We start from the raw sequence: 24,488 nt of genomic DNA on the forward strand, positions 1-24,488 counted from the left end.
TGGCGAGAATAGCTGTGAAGAAGATTGTTTGGTCGAAACTGTCGCCCGACGCACAGAAGGAGGCCCTGCGCCGCCCGGCGCAACGCCTCGGCGCCGCCTTCCAAGCGCAGGTCGAGAACATCGTCAATCGCGTGCGCGCGGATGGCGACTCTGCCCTACTCGCGCTGACCAAGGAACTCGACGACGTCAACCTCGAGAGCCTGCAGGTCAGTAGCGCAGAGCGCGAGGAAGCCGTAGCCGCTCTAAGTCCTGCCGAGCATGAGGCGCTGACCATCGCCCGCGCCAACCTGCAGCGCTTCCACCAAGCTCAGGTGCCGGGCGAGCCGCTGGCGATCGACACCCAACCCGGCGTGCGCTGTGAGCGTATTCGCCGGCCCATCGAGGCCGTCGGTCTTTACGTTCCTGCGGGCAGCGCGCCCTTGCCCTCTACGGTGTTGATGCTCGGTGTGCCCTCGGCGATCGCCGGCTGCCCCGTGCGGGTGCTCTGCGCACCGCCGCAAGCGGATGGACGTATGGCGCCGTCCATCATCGCGGCGGCAGCCCTGTGCGGCATCGATCTCCTGTTCAAGGTCGGCGGCGCGCAAGCTATCGCCGCGATGGCCTTCGGCACCGAGACCATTCCTTCCACGGATAAGCTCTACGGCCCAGGAAACGCCTGGGTCACCGCCGCCAAGCGCATGGTGAGTACCGACGATGCCGGCGCCGCCATCGACATGCCCGCCGGCCCGTCGGAGGTGCTGGTCATCGCCGACGCGCAAGCCGATCCAGCCTTCGTGGCGTCGGATCTGCTGTCTCAGGCCGAACACGGCCCCGATTCCCAAGCCCTCTTGGTAACGCCAAGCACAACGCTCGCCGACGCCGTTGCCGACGCCGTTGGCCAGCAGCTGCAAGTGCTCACGCGGGCGGCGATCACCGGCCAGGCGATCGAGCACGCGCGCCTGATCGTGGTCGACGACCTGGCCGAGGCCGTGCAGGTCAGCAACCAGTACGCGCCCGAGCACCTGATCATCCAGACCGCTCAGCCACGAGCCCTCCTGCCGCAGATCACTGCCGCGGGCTCGGTATTCCTCGGCGCGTGGTCGCCGGAAGCGGTCGGGGACTACTGCAGCGGCACAAACCACGTCTTGCCCACCTACGGCCACGCGCGCGCCTGGAGCGGCCTATCCGTCGACGCCTTCAGCAAGAGCGTCACCGTGCAGGAGCTCACGGCGCAGGGCCTGCGAGCGCTCGCTCCCACGGTCCTGACGATGACCAAGATGGAAGGTCTCGACGCCCATGGCTGGGCCGTACGCCATCGGCTAAACCGCCTAGGGCCTGCCCAATGAGCAAGGCTGATGTGCTCGAACTCGTACGCGATGACCTAAGGCAGCTAAAGGGCTATCAAGCAGCTGCCCCGGACTTCGAACGCCTGCGCTTGCACGCCAACGAGAGCCCATGGGACGACACGCTCGAGGTCGATCAGCGCCAGATCAACCGCTACCCGCCAGTACGCGCTCTGGACCTAGAAGCGCGCCTGGCTGAGGTGTACGGTGTGAGCTCGGAGCAACTCCTCGTCACACGCGGCAGCGATGACGGTATCGACCTGCTGGTGCGCACCTTTTGCGCCGCGGGCCAGGACGCGGTGCTCGTAACGCCCCCCACCTTCGGCATGTACGCCGTTGCCGCTCGCCTGCAAAACGCGCAGTGCGTGGAGGTCCCCCTTAGGGCAGACCAGGGGTGGCGCGTCGATGAATCGGCGATCTTGAACGCGGTGGACGCACACCCCGTGCGCCTGCTCTTCCTGTGTTCCCCGAACAACCCCACCGGCAGCACCCTGGAGCGAGATGCGGTGCTGCGCCTATGTCAGGCCCTGGGCCGCAAGGCGGCTGTCGTCGTCGACCAAGCGTACGGCGAGTTCACTGGTGAGGCTGGATTCGCAGCGGATCTCGATACGCAGCCCAACCTGATCGTCCTACGCACGCTCTCAAAGGCCCATGGGCTCGCCGGGGTCCGCTGTGGGGCCTTGCTGGCCGATCCCGCACTGATCTCCCTACTCGCCACCCTCGCGCCCCCTTACGCCACGCCCTCACCCGTGATCGGCGCCGTGCTCCAGCGCCTCAGCGATGAAGCACTCGCGCAGACGGACCGGCGACTGCAGGTGATCGCCGAGCAGCGCGCACGTCTGCGCAAGGTGCTGGACATGCTGCCCTACGTACACAAGGTCTGGCCTAGCGAGGCGAACTTCCTCCTCGCACAGGTCGACGACGCTGCGCGACTGGTAGCCGATTGCTACGAACAGGGCGTGCTCCTGCGCAGCTTTCGTGACAAGCCTGGTCTCGGCGAGGCCGTGCGGATAAGCGTAGGCACGCCGGCACAAACGGACCGACTCATCGCGATCCTGGAGAGCATCGCGTGAGTGGCCTAAGGGTATTGTTCATCGATCGCGACGGCACCCTTATCGAAGAGCCCGAGGACAAGCAGATCGACCGCCTGGACAAGCTGCGCCTGGTGCCGGGCGTCGTGCCAGCACTGCTGCGCCTTCGGGCAGCGGGCTACCGCTTTGTGATGGTGAGCAACCAAGACGGCCTCGGCACGGCGTGCTTCCCTCAGGCCGATTTCGACGCTCCGCACGCCTTCCTCCTCGACCTGCTCGCCAGCCAGGGCATCCACTTCGATGAGGTCTTCATCTGCCCACACCTCCCTGACGCCGCCTGCGATTGCCGCAAGCCGGCCACGGGCTTGCTCACCAAGTACCTGGCGGGCAACACCCTAGACCTCGAGCATTGCGCCGTGATCGGCGATCGGCAAACGGACATCACCTTGGCGGAGCGCCTCGGCGTGAAGGGCCTGCGCGTACGTGTGGGCACAGACCCGGGCCTTAGCTGGGAAGAGATCACCGCCGAGCTCACAAGCCAGCGCCGCGCCGCGCAACACAGGCGCAGCACCAACGAGACAGACATTCACTGCGAGGTAGACCTCGATGAACCTAACCTAACGGTTATCGCCACGGGTCTAGGATTCCTCGATCACATGCTCGAACAACTGGCCCGTCACGGCGGCTTCAGCCTGAAGCTACGCTGCGATGGCGATCTGCACATAGACGAGCACCACACGCTCGAGGATGTGGCCCTCACCTTAGGCGAGTGCATACGCGAAGCCCTGGGCACGAAGATTGGCATCGCGCGCTATGGATTCGTGCTGCCGATGGACGAGGCCCAAGCGCAGATCGCCATTGATCTGAGCGGGCGCGCGCACTGCGAGTGCGAAATGGACCTGCGGCGCGAACACGTAGGTCAGCTGCCGACCGAGCTCGTTCCTCACTTCTTCTCATCCCTGTCACAGGCCCTCGGAGCCGCCATTCACGTGCGCGTGAACGGCGACAACGATCACCACGTGATCGAGGCCGCGTTCAAGGGACTCGGGCGCGCGCTACGCCAGGCCGTGCGGCTGGAGGATCAGGCGCTGCCAAGCACGAAGGGCGTCCTGTGAGCGAGCCCAAGGGCCAACGAGAGGTCGTGGTGATCGACAGCGGCGGCGCCAACCTGGCGTCTGTTCGCTTCGCCCTCGAGCGTTTGCAGTGGAACCCTGTGGTGAGCACGGACCCCGCCCAGATCCGCGCAGCAGAGCGCGTTATTCTGCCGGGCGTGGGGGCTGCGAGCGATGTGATGGCGCGCCTTCGCAGTGGCGGCTTAGATCAGGTAGTGGCATCGCTCACCCAACCGGTATTGGGGATATGCGTCGGCTTGCAGGTGCTCTACCAACACTGCGCCGAAGGCCAGGTCGACGGCCTTGGGTTGCTGGATGGGGTGGTCGAACACCTGCCGAGCGCTCCGCAGCTCAGCGTGCCGCAGATGGGCTGGAATCGAATTGCAGCACTCGCTGACCACGCCCTATTCGACGGCTTGGATCTAACTGAGGCGCACTTCTACTTCGTGCACAGCTACGCGGCAGCGCCCGGCGCACAGACGCTGGCCACGGCGTCCTACGGCAACACGTTCACCGCCGTCGCCGGTTGCCGCAACCTGCTCGCAACCCAATTTCACCCAGAGCGCTCGGCGCGCTGGGGCCATCGCTTACTCAAGAACTTTCTGACCACACCGCCGGAGAACTTGCTGTGCGAATGATCCCCGCCATCGACCTGATCGACGGGCGCTGCGTACGCCTGCGCGAGGGGAACTTCGAGGCTCAAACTGCCTACGATGCCGACCCCATCGAACTTGCGCTCGAGTACGCCGAGGCCGGCGCGCATTGGCTTCATGTGGTGGATCTCGATGGCGCGCGCGATGGGAAACGGCGCAACGCCTCGCTCATCACCCGCCTGGTGGAGGCTGTTCAGGAGCGGGCGGACATGCAGGTGCAACTGGGCGGCGGCATACGCAACGCCGACGCGATCGCCAGCGCCCTAGGGATGGGCGTTGGTCGCGTCGTGGTGGGGAGCGCCGTGTGCGCTAACCCCGGGCTACTGGTCGATTGGCTGGACACCTTCAATCCGGCGAGCGTCGTGCTCGCCGTGGACGTGCGGATCAGCGATGACGACGGCCGCCCCTGGCCGTGGGTGCACGGCTGGACGCAACGGGCCGACATCGACTTATGGGCCTTGCTAGGTGCAGCCTCGAGCGCCGGCCTGCGCCAGGTCCTGTGCACGGACATCAGTCGTGATGGCACCCTCGCTGGTCCCAACATAGCGCTCTACGAAGCCCTTCGGGACCGCTACCCAGGGCTGTGCATTCAAAGCTCAGGCGGCGTCGGCAGCGTGGACGACCTGCGTGCCCTGGAGCTTGTCCGGGTCGACGCCGCCATCACGGGTAAGGCGCTTCTGGACGGGCGGATCAGCCTGGATCAAGCACGTCCTTGGCTACGCGGATGAGCGCCGTGCAAGTGAGCGCCCCCATCACCCGACGCATCGTGCCCTGCCTCGACGTGCGCGATGGGCGGGTGGTCAAGGGCGTTCGCTTCGCGAATCACCAGATCGTGGGTGATATCCCCACGCTAGCGTCACGCTACGCGCAGGAGGGCGCCGACGAACTGGTGTTCTACGACATCACCGCGAGCCCGGAGGGGCGCTCGGTGGACCGCCTGTGGGTAAGCGCGGTCGCCCGCTTACTCGACATTCCCTTCTGCGTGGCCGGGGGTATCCGAAGCGTCGACGACGCGCAAGGCGTCCTCCACGCAGGCGCGGACAAGGTCTCCATCAATACGCCGGCGCTGCGTGATCCTAGCCTCATCGATCGCTTGGCAAAGCGCTTCGGCAGCCAATGCGTGGTGATCGGCGTCGATGCCAAACCCGACGACGACGGCGTCTGGCGTGTCTATCGCGATACGGGAAGCGACAGTACCCGCCGCGGCGCCGGCCGCGAGCTACTCGCGTGGCTCGCTGAGGCGCAGGACCGTGGGGCTGGCGAGATAGTTCTCAACTGCATGAACCAGGACGGGGTGCGACGCGGCTATGATCTCGACGGCCTACAAGCTGCTCGCGAGGTCTCCCGCGTACCCCTGATAGCCTCCGGCGGCGCCGGCGCCATGGAGCACTTCGCCAGTGTCTTCACCCAGGCCCACGTCGACGCCGCCTTAGCGGCCAGCGTGTTCCATTCCGAAGAGATTCGCATCCCTCAGCTCAAAGCCTTCCTAGCCCAGTCTGGCATCGCGGTGCGCCCCGTATGAGCATCGCAGAAGGTCACGAGTCGCGCGTAGAGAAGCTCGCCTGGGATAAGTCCGCGGACGGTCTGCTGCCGGCCATCGTGCAGGATGCGGACGACGACCGCGTGCTGATGCTCGCCTACATGAACCGTGAGGCCCTAGATCACACGCTGAACAGCGGCCTGGTGACCTTCTACAGTCGCTCCCGGCAGAAGCTGTGGACCAAGGGTGAGAGCTCCGGCCACACGCTTACCTTGGTCGAGCTGCAGGCGGACTGCGACGGCGATACGCTGCTAGTAAAGGCTCGCCCAGCCGGACCCGTTTGCCACTTGCTCACGCCCACGTGCTTCGATGCCGATACAGAGCACAGGAAGAGCGAACTCCCCTCGCCTGGCCGTGTGCTAAGCGAGCTCGAAGGGATTATCGATTCCCGCGCGCAAGGCTCGGACGAGGGCAGCGCCGGTGGCAGCTACGTCGCCAAGCTCCTCAGTCGTGGCCGCGGCAAGGTGGCCCAGAAGGTGGGGGAAGAGGGAGTCGAGGTTGCCCTTGCGGTGGTCGGCGAGGACGATGAGTCGCTGGTGGGCGAAGCGGCGGACCTGCTCTTCCACCTGCTCGTCGCCCTCAAGGCCAGGGGCTTAGGGTTGCATCGGGTGACGGACGAACTCGCCCGTCGCCGACGCTAGCACACCGCCTAGAGACCCGCGGCCAGCCGCGTGCCTTGATCGATAGCCCGCTTGGCATCCAGTTCCGCCGCCACGTCCGCGCCACCGATCAGGTGCACGGTTAGGCCAGCTTCGATCAAGGGCTGCGCCAAGCCTCGGCGCGGCTCCTGACCAGCGCAGATCACCACGTTGTCCACGGCCAGGACCTGCGGTGCGTCTTCTCCCCGACGGATCGTGAGTCCCTCGTCGTCGACCCCGAGATACTCGACGCCGCTGACGGGTTTGACCCGCTTGAGCCTAAGCTCCTGGCGATGTATCCACCCGGTAGTTTTCCCAAGGCCCGTTCCCGGCTTCGCCAGGCGGCGTTGCAAGATGAAGATCTGCCTTGGGGATGGGTCCGGCCGCGGCCCCTCGGGCGCCAGACCGCCGCGCGCAGTCGCCGGGTCCGTGACTCCCCACTCGCGTAGGAACGTCTGCGTATCCACACTCGGCGCTACCGTACCCGGTCGGTGGGAGAGGAAGATCGTGGTGTCCACTCCGATGCCGCCGGCGCCGATCACCGCCACCCGCTCACCCACCGCAGCCCCACCGGCCAGCACATCCACGTAGGAGAGCACCTTGGGGTGATCGAGGCCTGGGATGGCAGGCACGCGCGGGGATACCCCCGTGGCCAATATCACAGCCTTATAGGCTCCCTTGGCAAGTTGCTCGGCGCTTGCACGCGTGTTGAGCAGGACGTTGACCCCCGTGCGCTGGAGACGCGCTCGAAAGTAGCGGAGGGTCTCGTTGAATTCCTCCTTGCCGGGCACCTTGCGAGCCATATTGAACTGGCCACCGATCTGATCAGCTGCCTCAAAGAGGTCCACCTGATGACCTCGTTCAGCAAGTGTGCAGGCGCAGGCGAGGCCGGCCGGCCCTGCCCCAACCACCGCGAATCGATCGCTGGTCGTCGCCGGTGTAAGCCTCAGCTCCGTCTCGTGGCAGGCCCGCGGGTTGACCAGACAGGAAGCCAGGCGCTTGGAGAACGTGTGGTCTAGGCATGCCTGGTTGCAGGCGATACAGGTGTTGATCTGCTCCTCTCGCCCCTGCTCTGCCTTCGCCATGATCTCGGGGTCGGCTAGGAAGGGTCTCGCCATGGAGATGAGATCCGCTTCCTGGTCCGCGAGGATACGCTCCGCCACTGCCGGATCATTGATCCTGTTCGTCGTGCAAAGCGGCAGCGAGACCGAAGACTTCAGCTTCGCCGTGACCCAACTGAATGCGCCTCTCGGCACCATGGTGGCAATCGTGGGAATGCGCGCTTCGTGCCACCCGATACCCGTGTTGATGATGTTGGCACCGGCAGCTTCAATCGCCTTGGCTAAGGTAATGACCTCTTGCCAGTCTTGGCCGTCTTCGATCAAATCCAACATCGACAGGCGGTAGACGATGAGAAAGTCGGGCCCAACCGCCTCGCGTACGCGCTCGACGATCGATACCGGCAGGCGCATGCGATTGGTGAGGCTCCCACCCCATTCATCCTCGCGCCGATTGGAGCGTGATACCAGAAACTGATTGATGAAGTACCCCTCGGAGCCCATGATCTCAACGCCATCGTAACCTGCCGCGCGCGCAATGCTTGCGCATCGTGCGAAGGCATCTATCTGGCGCCGCACCCCTCGACTGGAAAGGGCACGTGGCCGAAACGGAGAAATGGGTGACTTCACGGCGGAAGCGGATACGCAGAGGGGGTGATAGCCGTAGCGCCCGGCATGCAGGATTTGTAGCGCGATATGCCCACCGTGCTCGTGCACGGCCTCGGTGATGGGGCGATGCCAGCGGGCCTGGGAGGGAGAGGACACGGTCGACGCAAACGGTGCCAGCCAGCCCTCCACGTTCGGAGAGAATCCCCCGGTGATCATCAAGCCGGCACCGCCCTGGGCGCGTTCGGCAAAGTAGGCGGCTAAGCGAGGGAAGTGCTTGCGCCTATCCTCGAGGCCCGTGTGCATGGAGCCCATGACGGAACGGTTGCGCAGGGTGACAAAGCCGAAATCTAGGGGCTGGAATAGGCTTGGGTACTTGGGATGCATTCTCATTCAAGGTCCGTGGAGAGAAGGAGCGAGGCAGACGCGCGACCTGGAAGCATTTCCTGTCGCGGGTAAACACCCTACCCGACACCGCGACATCAAACTTTGCACCGCCTTCAGCCCCGTACGCACTAATCACACTTGCCTTTCCTTCGCAAGCGTGTAGGCTCAACGTCAAGTGAAGAGATCGGATAGCCATTCGGGGTGGCCATCCGCGGGCTCGCAGGGATCGCGGCCCGCTGACCCTCCCAAGGACGACGACGCTGTGCGGAAGGTCGCCCCTCGAATGAATGAGTCTACATCCACCGCCGCTCCCTGTGCAGCATTGTCCCTGGCCACCCGCGCCAGCCCCAGCAGCGTGCTTCCACCGCCCTGCGCCGTGGGCAGCGCCGAGAGGGACATCGCCCGGGGCATCGCCCAAAGCGAGTTCATCGTCTACTACCAACCGGTAGTCGAGACCGCGGGGCTCAGCGTCGTCGCGGCCGAGGCGCTGCTGCGCTGGAAACACGCTGAGCGAGGCATCCTACGACCCGAGGCCTTCATCGCAAGTGCCGAGCGCACGGGGCAAATCCTAACCCTGGACCGAATCGCCCTGGGACTAGCAGCACGACAGGTGAGTGCGTGGGAGCGCTCGGGCGAAGGGCCTGCCAACGTGTCCGTAAATCTCTCCGCGATGCACTTTTGCACGGACGATCCTCTAGGGCCGTTGCTGCGCACTCTGCGAGCAGCTCAATGCCCGGCTCGCCTGATCGATCTCGAACTCACCGAGAACGTGCTCATCGGCGATGTCGAACGGGCTATCCGGGCCATGAACACCGCCTGTTCGCTCGGCATGTCCCTGACCATCGACGACTTCGGCGTGGAGTACGCCGCGCTCAATTACCTCCGTCGCTTACCGGCGAGCGGGCTGAAGATCGACCGCAGCTTCGTGGTGGATCTGGATAATCACAAGACGCGCACGATCGTCGCCTCCATGATCCGCCTGGCCCATCGCCTGGACCTGACGGTGACCGCCGAGGGCATCGAAACGCGCACCCAGGAACACTTTCTCCGGGCCAGCGGTTGTGACTACCTGCAAGGCTACCGCTACGGCGCGCCAATGCCAGCAGAGGATCTCCAGGAGCACGTTAGAGCCTTTGCAAGCCGCAAATCCTGTCGCCTTTAGCGCGCAAACGTGACCCGGCTCACAGTTCCGGCGTCCGGCGCTGTGATCTGCGGCGATAGATGGGAATATGTCATCTCAGACCTTCCTGGGAGCACCCGGTCATGAAAGTGCTGCTTGTCGAAGATGTCGACAGCGATGCAGAACTGACGACCCGAGCCCTAATGAAAGCCTTCGGCTCAGCGCCGGAGCTATCCCGGGCAAGCACACTCACGCAAGCTCGCACCCTCCTCACCGCCCGCGAAGTTGATGTGGTTCTTCTCGACCTATCACTACCAGATGCCAAGGCGCTTGATGGACTCCATAGCTTAGTTTCTATCGATCCCCTCGTGCCGATCGTCATCGTTAGCAATAAGCAAGATGAGGAGTGTGCCCTTTCCGCTGTCCGAGCTGGCGCGGAGGACTTTCTGGTCAAACATCGCGAGTCACCCGAACACTTACGCAGGGCAATCCATCACGCGATGGAGCGCAAGCGCACGACCAGACGCCTGCACGACATGGCCAGCCTGGACGAGCTCACAGGCTTAGCGAATCGCGCCACCTTCAACGAGCGCGTCGAGCAAGCCGTTGGCAGGGCGACCCGCAACAACGGCCGATTCGCCCTCTTGTTCATGGATCTGGACGGCTTCAAGGGCATCAACGACGCCTACGGCCACCAGATCGGCGACACGATACTGCGCGAAGTAGCCGCACGCCTGTCGCGCCAGCTACGGCGAGACGATCTTGTGGCACGCATTGGAGGTGACGAGTTCTGCGTCATCGTCGAGGGGCTGCAGCGCGAGGACGACGCCCGATTGATCGCCGAGAACCTCAGCACGATCGCTGACCGACCGGTAGTGGTCGGCAACGACCGCATCAGCTTTGGCCTAAGCACCGGGGTGAGCATCTACCCCGATCACGGGACCAGCCCGGAGGCACTCCTTCGCCACTCTGATCAGGCGATGTACCGAGCGAAATCGCAAGGCGGCAACAGCTACTCAGTCTTCCGCGGAAACGGTCCGCCGTCTCCGGAAGCGGCGCTACAGAGAGAGTTCGAGGAGAGCCTTAGCAACGGCGCGCTTCAGCTACGCTTTCAGCCGATCGTGGAGACTGGCTCACTGCGAATCAAGCGATTTGAGGCCCTGGTGCGCTGGCGTCATCCTCGCCTCGGGCTGCAGCACCCAGGCAAGTTCCTAGGCATGGTGCGGCGACGAAACTTGGGCCCGAGGCTCGATCATTTCGTGGTCGCGACCGCCTGCGATGCGGCAGCACGCTGGAACGAGGCGGGCATCATCGACTGCCCCATCGCGATCAACATCGGCAGTGAAAGCGTCAACGCAGGCTCCTTGGAGCACCTGGTTGGCGAATGCCTGACCGCCAGCAAGTGCCCTGCGGATCTGCTGGAGATCGAATTGAGCGAACGGGCCTTGATCGCGGACCCGGCGCGTACCCAGTCGGTGATTGAGAGTCTGCGGGCGATGGGCGTGCGCATCTGCATCGACGACATGGGCACCACGATGACCTCACTCGCCTACCTTCGCCACCTGCCCATCGACAGCCTGAAGATCGACCGGATGTACCTGAGCGGTTTGGACAACTCCTACACGCGCTCAATCGTGCGCGCGATCATTGGCCTCGGTCGCAGCATGCGGGTAAAAGTGGTCGCGCAGGGCGTTCAGACACGCGCCCAACACCAGTTCGCGGTGGAGAATCGATGCGATCAGATGCAGGGCTACCGCTTCGGTATGCCGATGACGGCAGCGCAGATGGAACAGCGTAGCCCCGTGGCCATGATCACTGCCCCCTTGGGAGCACCTAGCGCGGGCGTCACGGCCGTGGCGAGCAGCAGCGCGCTGCGCCACTAAGCTTCCTGCGGGCGCCCCTAGCGCTGACCCTCGCAGGTGCTTCCCTGGTTGAGCAAATCGAGCTCATCCCCGATCCGCCGCACCAAGTCCAACATCTGCAGCGCTAGATCGCGGGCGCGATCGTTCGCAGCACCGCTGTAGCCCAGGTAGTCCCAAGGCGTGAGGTGCTGCTTGTGCAGTTTCAGCTCGACTAGATCGAGCAGCAGGGGACGGTCGTCCTCGCGCAGGGCGCCACCGCCCTTGCCGGCGTGCAGCACTTGGAGTGCATCGCGCACGATGCGCTCGTGGTAGCTGGTGCCTCGGGTGGCGTGTCGCGGTCCAACGAAGCGATCGTGATAGAGGGCGTTGCCCATCGGCGTGGCGATGAGCCACGCATCGACGAGGCGCAATACGTGCTTAGCCTCCTCGAGGGCGGCGGACAGGAGCCGGCGCTCGCGCAGGCGGTCCACATCGGCAGAGGGGTCGCGTGAGTCCTCCTCGTGCGCCACCCGCATCAAGGAAGATCCCATATGGCAGGTCACATCACTGGCGAATGTCACCGCGGACTCAGGCGCAATCGAGCGCGGATGGCACGCGCGCTCAACGAGGCCGCGCAGCGGCCGGCCGCTGTAGTACATCTGGTTGACGATCCAGCGCAGCCCCGCATCGCAAACGAAACGACTTGGGTTGTTGGTGCCGATCGGAACGCGACAGCCTGGCGGCAGCATCTGCGCGTCCGCATCCCCTTCCCGACTCGCTGGCTGGACGAAGACATGCAGATCGAGCGTTCGGTTGCAGCCGCCAGCGCTTAGCGGGTAGCCCGTCCAAGCGAAGCTAGTCGCCAGGGCTTCGCTAACGCGGGCAAGCTCCTTTGGCGAGGCGCTATCGGTGAACACTGTAAAGTCGATATCTCCAAAGATCCCCCTGTACTCGGGATCGCCGCGGGTGGCTCCACCTTCCACGATGGCGACGACGCGGTGTTCGAGGTCCGGGTAGTTGGTGAAGAAATCGCTCAGCAGTCGTTCGATCAATGCGCTGCGGCGCGCATCGACGGTAGCGGCGGCCTCGAGCGAGCCGATAACCCCCTCCCCGTCGTCCGTCTCGCGAGCGGCCGTATACGCCTCGCGCAGAGCCTGGCGGATTGGTGTGATCGGCAGAGAGTCTGTGAGCAGAGATGCTTGGATGGCAGCGCGCGGGTGAGCCAAGGCGCTCAATAGGGCTGGAGAAGGCATAGCGCCGGTGAGCAACGCGTGGTGCATCGCCGGTGAGACCTGGACGCTTGGGGCAGGTCCTCGCCTCGCCGTCGCCCCGCCTACGCTGCGTCCGGACGGACTGCTCGATCCAATGTCGCGACGCCAGGAGCCGCTAAGGTCGATGGTGCCATCGTCTTCCGGTGTGGAGACGATCCGCAGGCGGTCTGTTGGTTCAGTCAATCGATCACCGATAGAGAGCTGGACGGCGTTTTGCCGCAGGCCCACGCCGCTGAGGCTACACGCTCACGTATCAAGTGTGGCGCCGCAAGCGCGTTCTTGCGGCGTCTGATCAGGTGGCGTCGCCCGACGCTTAGGAGCGATACTCCACACCGATTATGGGCAACGACCCAGAGCGAAGGTGTGACGCAGCTCACACGACGCGGGCACCCTGCGCGCGCAACACCCCCCACGAAAGGCACCTCACCATGATGTCCATCGGCACGCCCCTCACCGACTCCGCCCGGCGTGTGATCCTGCTCGGTTGCGGTGAGCTCGGCAAGGAGGTCGCGATCGAATTGCAGCGGCTGGGGGTGGAAGTGATCGGCGTGGACCGATACTCCAACGCCCCTGCCATGCAGGTTGCCCATCGTAGCTACGTGATCGACATGCTCGACGGGGAAGCGCTGCAAGCGGTGATCGAACAAGAGCACCCCGCCTTGATCGTGCCGGAGATCGAAGCCATCGCCACGGACACGCTATTGGAGCTGGAAACACGCGGCCACCGCGTCGTGCCCGTGGCGAGGGCAGCCCACATCACTATGAACCGGGAGCGAATCCGACGTCTGGCGGCCGAAGAGCTGCGCGTACCCACCTCTCCCTATCGCTTCGCTGACAGCGCGGATGCTTGTGCGGAGGCCGTAGACGCGCTGGGCCTGCCCGTGTTCATCAAGCCGGTGATGAGCTCCTCAGGTAAGGGCCAATCGATCGTGCGTGAGGCGCAGGACGTGGCCGCTGCCTGGGATCACGCCCAAGTGGCCGGGCGCGCTGGCGGTGGACGGGTGATCGTCGAAGGCCAGGTCAGCTTCGAGTCGGAGATCACCCTGCTGACCGTTCGCCATCGAGGCCGCGACGGACAGGTACGCACGAGCTACTGCGCACCGATCGGTCACCGTCAGGAGGACGGCGACTACCGCGAGTCGTGGCAACCCCATGCGGTCAGCAAGCCTGCGCTCGAACGTGCCCAGGAGATGGCCGGGAAGATCACCAACGCCCTGTGCGAAGAACGTCCGGACGCAGGCTTCGGTGTGTTTGGCGTCGAGTTTTTCTTGCAGGGCGATGAGGTGATCTTCAGCGAGGTATCGCCCCGCCCCCACGACACTGGCTTGGTCACTTTGATGACCCAAGACCTCTCTCAGTTCGCCCTTCACGCGCGGGCAATCCTCGGGTTGCCTATCCCTGTGATCAGACAACTCGGCCCAGGCGCGTCCTACGCGTTGGTGGCCGAGGGGGACTCGAACGCACCGCGCTTCGAGGGCTTGGAAGACGCCCTCGCGATGTGCGATGTCCATCTGCGCCTCTTTGGCAAGCCGCAGATTCACGGACGGCGCCGAATGGGGGTCGTCCTTGCCGCCTCCGATACGCTGGCCGAATCTCGCCTGCGGGCGCAGGCCGCGGCAGATTCCATTCGCATCGCGCTGGAGTGACCGAAGTCCGGCACTGCCACATCTGCTTATGGCCTGCTAAAGGATCCTGAGCCACCCGGCCCGCAGCGGCCGGTCGCGAGTCGTTAGACTCGGAGGCGATCGGATAAGGCCTGACAACGAAAAGACTCCAACGGACGACACTGAGGGGATACGAATGAGCGCTACGGTCATCGACGGCAAGGCATTCGCTGCCAAGATACGCGGCGAGGTGGCAACGCAGGTGCGCAAGCTATCCGAACAGCATCAGCTGCAGCCAGGCTTAGCCGTTGTCCTCGTTGGCGAGAACCCGGCGAGCCAAGTCTACGTGGCGAACAAAGCCAAGCAGACCGTCGAAGTGGGCATGCGCTCGATCGAGCATCGCCTCGAGGCAGACGTGTCTGCCGACGAGCTGCTCGGCCTCGTTCATCGACTCAATGACGATCCTGAGGTGAACGGGATCCTCGTGCAGCTGCCCTTGCCCGATCACATCAATTCGGACGACGTGCTCAACGCTATAGATCCCGCCAAAGACGTCGACGGCTTCCACGTGGTGAACGTGGGTCGCCTTTCCACAGGTATGCGCTCGTTGGTGCCCTGCACACCCCTTGGCTGCCTGCTCATGCTTCGCGATCACCTCGGTGATATGTCCGGCGCCAATGCGGTAATCGTCGGTCGCTCAAACATCGTGGGCAAGCCGATGGCGCAGTTGCTGCTCAGTGCCAATGCCACGGTCACCGTTGCCCACTCACGCACGCGCGACCTGGCGGACGTGTGCCGAGCCGCGGACATCTTAGTGGCCGCGGTCGGCCGCCCCGAGATGGTTCAGGGCGAGTGGGTAAAGCCCGGTGCCACCGTGATAGATGTTGGCATCAACCGCGTGCCTGCGCCGGAGCGCGGCGAAGGTAAGACGAGGCTGGTTGGCGACGTGGACTACCCCGCGGCGGTGCAGGTGGCCGGCGCGATCACGCCGGTGCCCGGCGGCGTGGGTCCGATGACAATCGCCTGTCTGCTCGCCAACACGGTAACGGCCACCTGCCTGGCGAACGAGCTCGACCCGCCGGCGCACCTGACCGCCTGAGTTCGTCACCCGTTGCCAACCGACCGGTCGGTTTGTATAGTGAGTGCGTTACTAGCAGAGTCATCCTCATGACCGACCGGCTGCAGCAGGCTGAGCACACGCGCGAGCGCATTCTCGAGGGCGCGGCCCAGGAGATGTACCGCGTCGGCTACCAAGCTGCTTCCACGGGCAATATCCTCAAGCGCCTCGGGATTTCCAAGGGCGCCCTCTATCACCACTTCCCGAGCAAGCAGGCGCTTGGCTACGCAGTCCTCGACGAGTACTTGGCCGCGCGCCACGCACGCCACTGGGACCACGTGAGCCAAACGGGCGATCCCCTAGGCGCCGTCATCGACCAGCTCGCCACCCAGTGCCAGTCGATGCGGGCCGAGCAGATGCGTCATGGCTGTCCAATCAACAATTTGGCCCAGGAAATGTCTCCTCTGGATGAAGGCTTCCGAGAGCGCGTTAGCGCCATCTACGCGTGTTGGCAGCAGTCCCTCGAGCGAGCCTTCGAGCGGGCCCAAGCGCTCGGCACGATGGCGCCCACCACGGACGCCCGAGGCTTAGCGACGCTGATCGTGGCCACCACTCAGGGGGCAGTTGGGCTGATGAAGAACTCGATGGACGAATCGCTGTTCCGCCAAGCCATCACGGCTCTGCTGGTGCACCTACGGGCCCAGCGCATCCAACGCTGATCTTCCCAACGTAAGCGCTTCTAAATACGCCCTTGAGAAGCCTTGCTCCCCAACAAACCGACCCGTCGGTACGCACAGACACCCGCTGATGATGACCAAACCCCCAATGCGTCGCTTTGACAAGCTGTTCTCCATTGCTTTGCTGCTCGTAGGCCTGTTCGTGCTTACTCAAGCGGGGATCCGCCTCGCGGCTCCCTGACGGCACCAGTCTTATGCGGACTCACGCTAAAGCCGACAGGAGAATTGCCGACACCATTTTGTAGATTCGCAGCCCGCCGCCCGGTTCTCGATGCACCAGCGCCGCACGGCGCGGCGCCGTCGCAATGAGGATTTCGTGAAGCTGTCGCCGCCCATAAAGCGAGAGGGCCCATCCCAACACCCTCTACGCCTGGACTCCCTGAAGATCCTGGTGGTGGAGGACTTGCGTCCCCAGCAACAGGTCATCGAACGCCTGCTGCAAAACATGGGTTGCGTGACGACCGTGGCCGGGGATATGCGCCTAGCACTCGAGTACGCGCGCTACCGTCAATTCCACGCCATTCTCATCGACAGCCTGGTCGGCGACGTCGCGGGTGAAAGCAGCGTGGAGGCGATCCGCGGGGTGAGCGATGCCCTCGGCCGCGAAATCCACGTGGTCGCCATATGCGGAACCGCCCACTGCCACCCGCAGGCTGCGCAGCTCAAGCAAGCGGCCGACGCAACATTGCGCAAGCCCCTTCGAGCCGAGACCCTGTATCGGTGTCTACAGCCCCTTACGCTCGGCGCCGCCGCCGTGGAGGCAACCGCACCCATTGAGGCAGCTGCCCAGACCACTGCCGATGCGCCGGATGCAAACGCACCCCTACCTACAGGCCATGACGGTGCTCGCCCCCTGCGCGTGGTCCTCGCGCACGTCGACGCCTCAGCGTGGCATAACGCGTCCGTTGCCCTGTCCGTGCACCTCGGCGATCACGCTCTGGAGGTGCAGTGCGTGATGGCCCGCGAAGAACTCTCGCAGCGCCTCACCGATGACTCGGTAGATCTGCTGGTGGCGGACTACCCCCTCATCCAGGCGCTCATACGCGACGACACCGCGCTCAGTGCCGACGTTCCCTGGATCGCGCTCGTTAGCAACCTTGCGGACGCCGACGCGGCGCTGGAAGGGGGCGCCAGTGACTTCGCAACCGCACCCTACGATTGGGCCGCCCTGGCCCGGCGCCTGCAGCGCCTGCAACTGGCCCAGACGCAACTGCGTGAGCTTCACCAGTACCGCGACCGACTATTGATGATGCAACGGGTTGCCCGCGTCGGCGAATGGGCGCTCGACCCGAGCAGCGGTGAACTGCGCCTATCCAGCCAAGCACGCCAACTCCTGCGCCTTGGTCAACGACATGATGAGCAGTTCAAGCAGCAAGATCTGCTGCGCAGGGTGCATCCGCGCGATCGTGAGCGCTGCTCCCGCACCCTGCGCGCCGTCGCCGAACGTGGCACCGCTATGGAGTGCGAATTCCAACTGGCGATAGGCGATGTTTGGCTGGCGCAGCACATCGTGCCCGTGCGCTCGGGCGGCGCCAACGTACGTCTGCGCGGCACCTTGCAAGACGTCAGCGCGCGCCGCGCGCAAGAGCAGGAAATACGACGGCTGGCCTATTTCGACGACGTGACTGGCTTGCCCAACCGCCGCCACTTCCGCGAACGGCTAGGGCGCGCCCTGGACCGAGCCACGGTCAATGAGAGAAGCCTCGCAGTTCTGTTCATCGACCTTGATGAATTCAAGCGAATCAACGACACCTTGGGTCATACCTTCGGCGATCTACTCTTACGCCAGGTGGCAGATCGACTGGCCGCGGTGGTCCGCGAGAGCGACGCGATCGGTCGTGGCCCCGGAGATACGCAGGAAGTCGTCGATGACGCGGACCGACTCGACGAGGTCGCGCGCATGGGTGGCGATGAATTCGTCGTGCTGCTTACACAGCTGCCCGAGGGTCAGGACGCAGCTGGGGTTGCTGCGCGCATCGTCAATGTCCTAAACCGGCCGATCGTCGTGGACGGCCATGACATGCGGGTCACACCGAGCATCGGAATCGCCCTTTACCCGCGCGATGGACAGGACGTGGAGACACTCCTGCGCTGTGCCGACACGGCGATGTACCATGCGAAGTCGCTAGGCAGGAATCGCTTCGAGTACTTCTCCGAGGAGCTCGGCGAACGCGCCCTGCGCCGCCTGACGCTCGAAGGCCGGCTGCGCGTCGCGCTGCGCGCCAATGAGTTCACCCTCGCCTATCAGCCCAAGATCGCATTGTCGAGCGGCCGCTGCGTCGGCGTTGAGGCACTCATCCGCTGGGAACGCGACGGCAAGGCCCAAATGGAGCCGCTCGACTTCCTGCCCGTCGCGGAGAGCTCGGGCCTCATTATAGAGATAGGAGAGTGGGTACTAGCCGAGGTACTGCGTCAGCTAGATGAATGGGCAGCGCGCGGGGTGCTCGTGCCGCGCGTATGTATGAACACCAGCGTCATTCAGTTCAACCGCGGCAAGTTCTGCGACGTGCTTTCGTACGTGAGCGAACCAAAGCGACTGCTTGAACGCCTAGAGCTAGATCTGACCGAGCATGCGCTGATGAGCATCAGCGATAGCGCCATCTCCGAACTCGCGGCCCTGCGCGATCGTGGCCTTCGCGTTGCCGTGGACGATTTCGGCACAGGCTACTCGAGCCTCCAGAACCTGCGGCGCCTTCCCCTAGACGCCCTCAAGGTGGATCGTTCGTTCATCGACGGACTGCCTGCGGACGCGGGTGACCAGGCCATCGTGAGCGCCATCATCTCCCTCGGCCAGCAGTTGGGGCTCGAGGTGGTGGGCGAGGGCGTGGAGAGTGAGGCCCAGCGCGAGTGGCTGACCGCCCACGGTTGCGACACGATCCAAGGCTTCCTCATCTCCCGCCCTGTCAGCGGCGCAGAAATCGCAAACCTGCTCGCAGACCAAACCCGGGTACAGGCGAGCTAGGGGCGAGTTCACTACGGCATTCCACGATTGCTGAGGTCCCTTGACCTGATCATACTTGGGCCATAGCAGCAGGAGGAACCGCCAATGGAAGCGATTAATCGCATACTTGTGGTACTCGACCCGTACACAGCGCCGACAAGCAAAGCGCAACCGGCTATGGATACGGGAATCACCCTGGCGCGGGAGATTGGGGCGGAACTGCACTTCGGCCTCGTGCAGTACAACAACCAGCTCACTGGTAAGTCCTCAGCCATGGCGCAGGCTCGTGAGACATTCATGCAAACCTGGCGGGAGTGGCTTGCAGATTGCATAAGCAAGCTCGACACCGATGGCGTTGCGCAGGTACAGGCGCATCTAGAATGGGACCATCCCTGGCACGACGGCATTTTGCGCCAGGCGATGAAGCTCGAGGCAGACCTGGTGATCAAGGACATTCACCACCACCCTCGCTGGGGTAAGTCGATGTTTACCAACACCGACTGGCACCTCGTGCGCGAATGCCCGACGGCATTACTCATGCTGAAGAGCGGGCACTGGCACAAACCGCCCAGAATCCTCGCGGCTGTGGACCCGATGCACGAGCGGGACAAGCCTGCCGCCCTCGATCACCGCATCGTCGATCATGCGAAGCTACTGCGTGATGCTATCGCGGGTGAGCTCAGCGTCTTCCATGCCTTCCAACCGGTACTCAATCGCATCCCCGTCGAGGCCGGCGGCATACCTCTCGATCTGCCGATCGAGCAAGATGCCAAAGCTATCGAAAGCGCTCACCGCGAAGCGCTGGACGCGCTGCTAGCAAACCGCGAGTGCGAAGCGGAAGAGGTTATCTTGGAAACCGGCTCGCCGGCTGACACCCTGATCGCCCGCATCGAAGACCATTCGATCGATCTGGTGGTGATGGGCGCGATCGCTCGGGGGGCCTTGAAGCGCCTCTTTCTCGGCAGCACGGCCGAGCGGGTGTTCGGCGAATTGAGCGCAGATCTGTTGGTGGTCAAACCTGCCGACTTCGAGTGCCCGGTCGATTTGCACTGACCCGGCGTTCAGCCTAGGCCGACGCCGAGGCCGGCCTAGTTCTCCTCGTATTGGCGCCAATCCTCAAACCGAACGCCGGGGACACGCTGGAACGTCTGAGTCGCATCGAAGGTGACTAGGGCCGCGTCGTTGACCCGGGCGATCGCGCAGGTCATGACCTCAACGGCATTCAGCGTCAGCCCTCGGCGCTCCACCTCGGCTCGCATCAGGCCATACTCCGCCGCCGCCGCCTCACAGTACTCGAGCGACTCGATCGGCGCGAAGAACGTGGCGAGTAGCTGCAGATTATCCTCGGCCAGAGAGCTGTTGCGAGCCCGACGGGCCGCATAGAGCAGCTCGCCCTGAACGACGCTGCAAAGGCGGACGTCCTCTGGCTTGCAAGAGAGTAGGCGTCGACGCGCCGCGCCCGTCGGGTGCTTCAGCAGCTGGGTACAGATCCGCAGGTCGAGGAGATACATGGGCCCTTTAGGAGTGCCGCCGCGGGACGCGGGTCGCTCGCGTCACTTTCGATCCCGCTTGGAACTCCCACCCCCTGGAAGTGGCGGCTCATCCCCCTGCCAGGCCCCAAGCGTGCCCGCAAATTCCTCCGGCCAGCCAGCCACCTCGCGGCGCACGATCTCGGCCAGGTACCGGGACAGGGGCATGTTTCGCGCCTGGGCACGCCGTCGAACGGCATCGGCGATGTCTTCCGGCACGTAGAAGTGGAGTTGGGGCAAGGCAAAAATCCGAATACATTCGGGGCAGTAGGGAAATGCTAGCACATGGATCGCAAATCCCCATTGGCGCATTCCCTATTCCCCCTAGTTTCGCCGCCTACGGCTGCCATGGCGCTGGTGGATGGTGGCCGCCTCGGCCCGCGCCTGGGGCTCGCGGCGACGCGCACGGATCGCCACCTGCGCAGCCCGCGCAGCCTCCACGTGATCCACCACCCGGTGGGGATAGTCTCTGCCCAACACGACACCTGCCGACGCCTGCTCGATCGGCGAGGCAGTCCAGGGGGTGTGGCGGGCCGGGCCGGGAAGGCCTGCCAGCTCGGGTACCCAGCGACCGATGAACTCGCCCTCAGGATCGTGGTCCTGGCCCTGCTTCACCGGGTTGGAGATGCGAAGGGTATTGATGCCGGTGGTTCCAGACTGCATCTGCACCTGTGAGTAGTGGATGCCGGGCTCGTAGTCGAGGAACAGCCTAGCGAGGTGCAGGGCGGGTTCACGCCAGTGCAGCCAAAGATCGTACGCGGCAAAAGACATGAGCATCGCGCGAGCACGAAAGTTGAGCCAGCCGGTGCAGTTCAGATACCGCATGCAGGCGTCGAGGTAGGGATAGCCCGTCAGACCCTCGCGCCAGGCTCGCAAGCGAGCTTCGTCGGGCTCGGCCTCCTCGCGAAGCCCATCGACGCTCGCGGACATGTTATGAAATTCAATCGCCGGTGAGGATTCGAGCTTTTGAATGAAGTGGCAATGCCAGTGGAGGCGACCCTCGAAGGCCTTTAGATCCTCATCCAGGGTGCCGCGACGCTCGGGGGGTTTTGCCAGCAGCTGGCGGCGCCGATGAGTCGTGGCCTGCCAGACCTCGCGCATCGCGAGCGTACCGAGGCTCAGGTGCACGCTCAGGCGCGATCCGCCACGTTCGGCGGTGCGCGGGCTCGACATGTGCTTGCGATAGCCCTCAGCCCGACCGCGCAGGAAGGACTCGAGGTCTCCTACCGCCACCCGCCTGCCCACCCGCTGCATAGCCTCAGGCAGCACCTCGGCGCGTTCCGTAAAGGCCTCGATGCCGCGAAAACCAGACGGTATGGACAGCGCAGGCAAGCGCCGCGGCGGCGCCGTGAGGGACTCGGCCATCTGACGATTCCAGCGCCCCGCCCAACCGTCACGCTGGCCTAGCACCCGCGTCACTCCGAACTGTGGATGCTCGCAGAAAGGGATATGGTGCTCACGACACCATTCGATGACCGACAGATCGCGCTGGTAGGTCCATCCGTTCCCAGTCTCCTCGTGAGCCCACAGGACGAAGGTGCCGAGATGCTCGCGAAGCCGCTGCAACGCGGGCAAGGTTTCGCCAGGATAGACAATCAGACGTGATCCAAGCCGGCGCAGCTGCGCGTCGAGGTCACTTAGGGCCTGCGAAGTCACCGCCACGTGCCGTGCAGAGCGATCGGCTTGAAGCCATTGCTCGGGCTCGCAGACATAGAGCGGGAGTACAGGCCCGCCCGACCGCGTTGCCTCGGTGAGAGGGCGGTGATCGTGGATTCTCAGATCGCGCTTGAACCAGACCACCTGGGGAGTTGAGTCATCCTGCATGGCTAGCGCTTCGCCCCTGCCCGCCGCCTGGATTCGGATCTCGTGCGCGCTGCTGCCGGGGGCGGTCATACTGCGGCGACCAAGGAGTTGACCGCCGGTTATTGCGGGGCCGATCACATGACTGGAACGTCACGTAGTGGCCCGAGTAACGGCCGCCGATGCACCGCGTTCCTACACTCGATGCCTGTTACATCACCCGACCGGGGCGACGGATGGCTAGACGTAGATGGCGCTTGGTGCTGACTTCCCTCACCTGTCTAGGGCTCGGGCTCTCAATGGTCACCATGGGGGCAAACAAGGACGACGCGCTTTGGTTCGTCAGCTCGCCTAACGCCCATTCGACCGACGCGATCGGCGCCGCTATCGACGCCTGCGGCGGCGAGCGGGTCTTCACGCCGGCAACCTTGGACACGGTGGCCGCAAAGTTGACACATCGACAGCGCGCGACCCTGCGCGCAAGCGGATTCACGCTCTATGCAGCTTACGGTCGGCTGTCGACTTCGACCTTTCACGGACGCGCCGATGACGAACTTGCCGCGGCCACGCACACCGCTGCGTCAGGCGCTCTAGCCGTCCATCAGGCAGGTGTCAAGGGCGATGTCACGATAGCGTTTGTCGATACGGGCATCGGACGCGGACAGTCCCACCGCATGCCCGACCGAGTCCTCGCCGAAGTTGATTTCGTCAACGATGGCGTTGACGGAGACCCGAACGGACACGGCACGCACTTGGTTAGGATCGCGATGGCGAGCGCTCAGCAAGACAACCCGCGTCTGCTGGGCATTGCCCCGCGCGCCAGGCTGGTCTCCCTGCGCGCCTTCGACGAGTACGGCAGCGCCACTTACCTAGACGTCGTGCGCGCCCTCGACTGGGTAATCGCCCATCGCGAACAGTACGACATCCGAGTGCTCAACCTCTCCTTCGCAGCGCCCCCCTTATCCTGGTACTGGAATGACCCGATCAACCGCGCGGTCATGCGTGCCTGGGGTGAGGGTATCGTGGTGGTGGCTGCGGCAGGGAACCTAGGACCAGATGCCATGACCATCGGCGTCCCGGCCAACGTTCCCTACGTGATCACCGTGGGGGCGACCACCGTCAGCCAAACGCGCGACCACTCGGGTCATGTTCGGCTCGCATCCTTCTCTTCCGCTGGACCCACCTACGAGGGCTTCGTGAAACCGGAGATTCTCGCGCCCGCGGGCCACCGAGGGGCGTGGATTGTGGATGAGGGGGCGGGGGCGGGCATCGAGCGCGAGGGCGCCCCGGGGGTGACAGGCACATCCCAAGCAGCAGCGGTGGTGAGTGGTGTGGTCGCGCTCATGCTGGACGCGCGCCCGGAACTGACCCCAGACGACGTGAAATGTCGACTGATGAGCTCCGCTCGCACGGCTATCACGCAAGACGGCCAACCGGCCGTCAGCGTGTTCCAGCAGGGCGTGGGCCGAGTCGATGCCTTCGCTGCGGTCCGGTCGCGTCGCAGCGGATGCGCCAACCGCCGCCTCGATGTGCGTGCCGACCTCGCCGGCATCCGCCACTTTGGCGGTCCCGCCAACCAGCATGAGGACGGTCACTTCTTCGTTGTCGCTCCCGAGGACGGCAGTGAGCTCACAACGGCCGGCTATGGCTGGGTTCAAGAGCAGCCAAGCCCCGTGGGCTACACCTGGAGCATGGGCCATGCCTGGAACGACGGCTTCAGCTGGAGCCAGGGCTACACCTGGAGCCAAGGGTACACCTGGAGCCGGGGCTACACCTGGAGCATAGGCTACACCTGGAGCCAGTCCCTGCCCTGGTACGACGAGTTCGCCAGCAAGCCGGTACCGATGGACACCGCCATCAGCCTATCTTGGTAGATAAGTTATGGTTGGACGCAGGCACAGCCACATCATCGGCGCTGAAACTCGCGCGCAGACCCACCCTAGTGGGCCGCTTGGTAGATAAGGTGACGCTCAGCGAGTAGCACGGGCGCCATCGCGGCGTTGCATCGCTTGCCAAGGACGATGCCATTGGCTGCGCGACGCGCCTTGCTGACGCTGTCCCTACGCAGACTGAGCGTTACCATATTTACGAAGCGGCCCACTACTAGCCTGCTTTATTCATGAGGTGTGGCGTTGAGCCCCTGAGATGAGATCGTAGGGCGTTGACCGCAGCTGAGCGAGTGCCTGTGAGGCGTTCTCAGGGTTGAGGCCGGCGTTTTCCGAGTGTTGGGGTCGCTCATGC

20 protein-coding genes are annotated in these 24,488 nt (G+C 64.3%); 15 read left to right on the top strand and 5 right to left on the bottom strand.

The window, feature by feature from the left end:
• Positions 1-14: 14 nt before the first annotated feature.
• The 7 genes from hisD to hisIE are packed head-to-tail and all read left to right on the top strand — an operon-like array spanning position 15 to position 6,299.
• Complete coding sequence (gene hisD / locus AAGA68_18090) at positions 15-1,325, top strand: histidinol dehydrogenase (GenBank protein ID MEM9386978.1); 1,311 nt, start codon at positions 15-17, stop codon at positions 1,323-1,325.
• The gene (hisC, locus tag AAGA68_18095; GenBank protein ID MEM9386979.1) at positions 1,322-2,395 is read left to right on the top strand and encodes a histidinol-phosphate transaminase; all 1,074 of its coding nucleotides are present in this window, start codon (positions 1,322-1,324) and stop codon (positions 2,393-2,395) included. Before hisD ends, hisC begins: the two co-directional genes overlap by 4 nt.
• Positions 2,392-3,468 (top strand): bifunctional histidinol-phosphatase/imidazoleglycerol-phosphate dehydratase HisB, encoded by a 1,077-nt coding sequence (hisB, locus tag AAGA68_18100; GenBank protein ID MEM9386980.1) that lies wholly within the window; start codon positions 2,392-2,394, stop codon positions 3,466-3,468. Before hisC ends, hisB begins: the two co-directional genes overlap by 4 nt.
• Complete coding sequence (hisH, locus tag AAGA68_18105; protein ID MEM9386981.1) at positions 3,465-4,103, top strand: imidazole glycerol phosphate synthase subunit HisH; 639 nt, start codon at positions 3,465-3,467, stop codon at positions 4,101-4,103. The genes hisB and hisH overlap by 4 nt, the downstream gene beginning before the upstream one ends.
• Positions 4,100-4,846, top strand: coding sequence for a HisA/HisF-related TIM barrel protein (locus AAGA68_18110; GenBank protein ID MEM9386982.1), 747 nt, complete (start codon positions 4,100-4,102; stop codon positions 4,844-4,846). The genes hisH and AAGA68_18110 overlap by 4 nt, the downstream gene beginning before the upstream one ends.
• Positions 4,843-5,640 carry an imidazole glycerol phosphate synthase subunit HisF gene (gene hisF, locus AAGA68_18115; protein ID MEM9386983.1) on the top strand — a complete coding sequence of 266 codons (798 nt, stop codon included), beginning with the start codon at positions 4,843-4,845 and terminating at the stop codon, positions 5,638-5,640. Before AAGA68_18110 ends, hisF begins: the two co-directional genes overlap by 4 nt.
• On the top strand, positions 5,637-6,299 hold the full coding sequence (gene hisIE, locus AAGA68_18120; GenBank protein ID MEM9386984.1) for a bifunctional phosphoribosyl-AMP cyclohydrolase/phosphoribosyl-ATP diphosphatase HisIE: 663 nt from the start codon (positions 5,637-5,639) through the stop codon (positions 6,297-6,299). The genes hisF and hisIE overlap by 4 nt, the downstream gene beginning before the upstream one ends.
• 8 nt (positions 6,300-6,307) lie before the next feature.
• Here the strand turns inward: hisIE and AAGA68_18125 are convergent, their stop codons facing one another.
• Positions 6,308-8,347: an NADPH-dependent 2,4-dienoyl-CoA reductase gene (locus AAGA68_18125; GenBank protein ID MEM9386985.1), complete on the bottom strand. Its 2,040-nt coding sequence runs from the start codon at positions 8,345-8,347 to the stop codon at positions 6,308-6,310.
• A 283-nt stretch (positions 8,348-8,630) separates the two neighbouring features.
• On the opposite strand from AAGA68_18125, the gene AAGA68_18130 reads away from it, so the two are divergent.
• Positions 8,631-9,509, top strand: coding sequence for an EAL domain-containing protein (locus AAGA68_18130; GenBank protein MEM9386986.1), 879 nt, complete (start codon positions 8,631-8,633; stop codon positions 9,507-9,509).
• A 101-nt stretch (positions 9,510-9,610) separates the two neighbouring features.
• Entirely contained in the window at positions 9,611-11,350 is a 1,740-nt protein-coding gene (locus AAGA68_18135; GenBank protein MEM9386987.1) for an EAL domain-containing protein, read from the top strand.
• Between the two features lie 17 nt (positions 11,351-11,367).
• Here the strand turns inward: AAGA68_18135 and AAGA68_18140 are convergent, their stop codons facing one another.
• Positions 11,368-12,762 (bottom strand): hypothetical protein, encoded by a 1,395-nt coding sequence (locus AAGA68_18140; protein MEM9386988.1) that lies wholly within the window; start codon positions 12,760-12,762, stop codon positions 11,368-11,370.
• Positions 12,763-13,007: 245 nt separating this feature from the next.
• Here AAGA68_18140 and purT point away from each other — a divergent pair, with 245 nt between their 5' ends.
• The 5 genes from purT (at position 13,008) to AAGA68_18165 (ending at position 19,971) form a co-directional block, all read left to right on the top strand.
• Complete coding sequence (purT, locus tag AAGA68_18145) at positions 13,008-14,225, top strand: formate-dependent phosphoribosylglycinamide formyltransferase (GenBank protein ID MEM9386989.1); 1,218 nt, start codon at positions 13,008-13,010, stop codon at positions 14,223-14,225.
• 154 nt (positions 14,226-14,379) lie between these two features.
• Positions 14,380-15,282 carry a bifunctional methylenetetrahydrofolate dehydrogenase/methenyltetrahydrofolate cyclohydrolase FolD gene (gene folD, locus AAGA68_18150; protein ID MEM9386990.1) on the top strand — a complete coding sequence of 301 codons (903 nt, stop codon included), beginning with the start codon at positions 14,380-14,382 and terminating at the stop codon, positions 15,280-15,282.
• Positions 15,283-15,350: 68 nt separating this feature from the next.
• Positions 15,351-15,959, top strand: a complete 609-nt coding sequence (locus AAGA68_18155; protein ID MEM9386991.1) for a TetR family transcriptional regulator C-terminal domain-containing protein — start codon at positions 15,351-15,353, stop codon at positions 15,957-15,959.
• Positions 15,960-16,293: 334 nt separating this feature from the next.
• The gene (locus AAGA68_18160; protein ID MEM9386992.1) at positions 16,294-18,939 is read left to right on the top strand and encodes an EAL domain-containing protein; all 2,646 of its coding nucleotides are present in this window, start codon (positions 16,294-16,296) and stop codon (positions 18,937-18,939) included.
• An 84-nt stretch (positions 18,940-19,023) separates the two neighbouring features.
• Entirely contained in the window at positions 19,024-19,971 is a 948-nt protein-coding gene (locus AAGA68_18165; GenBank protein MEM9386993.1) for a universal stress protein, read from the top strand.
• Positions 19,972-20,006: 35 nt separating this feature from the next.
• Here AAGA68_18165 and AAGA68_18170 read toward each other — a convergent pair whose 3' ends face one another.
• The 3 genes from AAGA68_18170 to AAGA68_18180 all read right to left on the bottom strand — a co-directional run bounded on the left by AAGA68_18170 (position 20,007) and on the right by AAGA68_18180 (position 22,340).
• On the bottom strand, positions 20,007-20,429 hold the full coding sequence (locus AAGA68_18170) for a type II toxin-antitoxin system VapC family toxin (protein MEM9386994.1): 423 nt from the start codon (positions 20,427-20,429) through the stop codon (positions 20,007-20,009).
• A gap of 42 nt (positions 20,430-20,471) precedes the next feature.
• Positions 20,472-20,687: a hypothetical protein gene (locus AAGA68_18175; GenBank protein MEM9386995.1), complete on the bottom strand. Its 216-nt coding sequence runs from the start codon at positions 20,685-20,687 to the stop codon at positions 20,472-20,474.
• A gap of 84 nt (positions 20,688-20,771) precedes the next feature.
• Positions 20,772-22,340: an FAD-binding domain-containing protein gene (locus AAGA68_18180; GenBank protein MEM9386996.1), complete on the bottom strand. Its 1,569-nt coding sequence runs from the start codon at positions 22,338-22,340 to the stop codon at positions 20,772-20,774.
• A 143-nt stretch (positions 22,341-22,483) separates the two neighbouring features.
• On the opposite strand from AAGA68_18180, the gene AAGA68_18185 reads away from it, so the two are divergent.
• On the top strand, positions 22,484-24,121 hold the full coding sequence (locus tag AAGA68_18185; GenBank protein MEM9386997.1) for a S8 family serine peptidase: 1,638 nt from the start codon (positions 22,484-22,486) through the stop codon (positions 24,119-24,121).
• Positions 24,122-24,488 lie beyond the last annotated feature (367 nt).

It is taken from the genome of Pseudomonadota bacterium (genome assembly GCA_039193195.1).
Lineage (GTDB): Bacteria > Pseudomonadota > Gammaproteobacteria > Steroidobacterales > JBCBZW01 > JBCBZW01.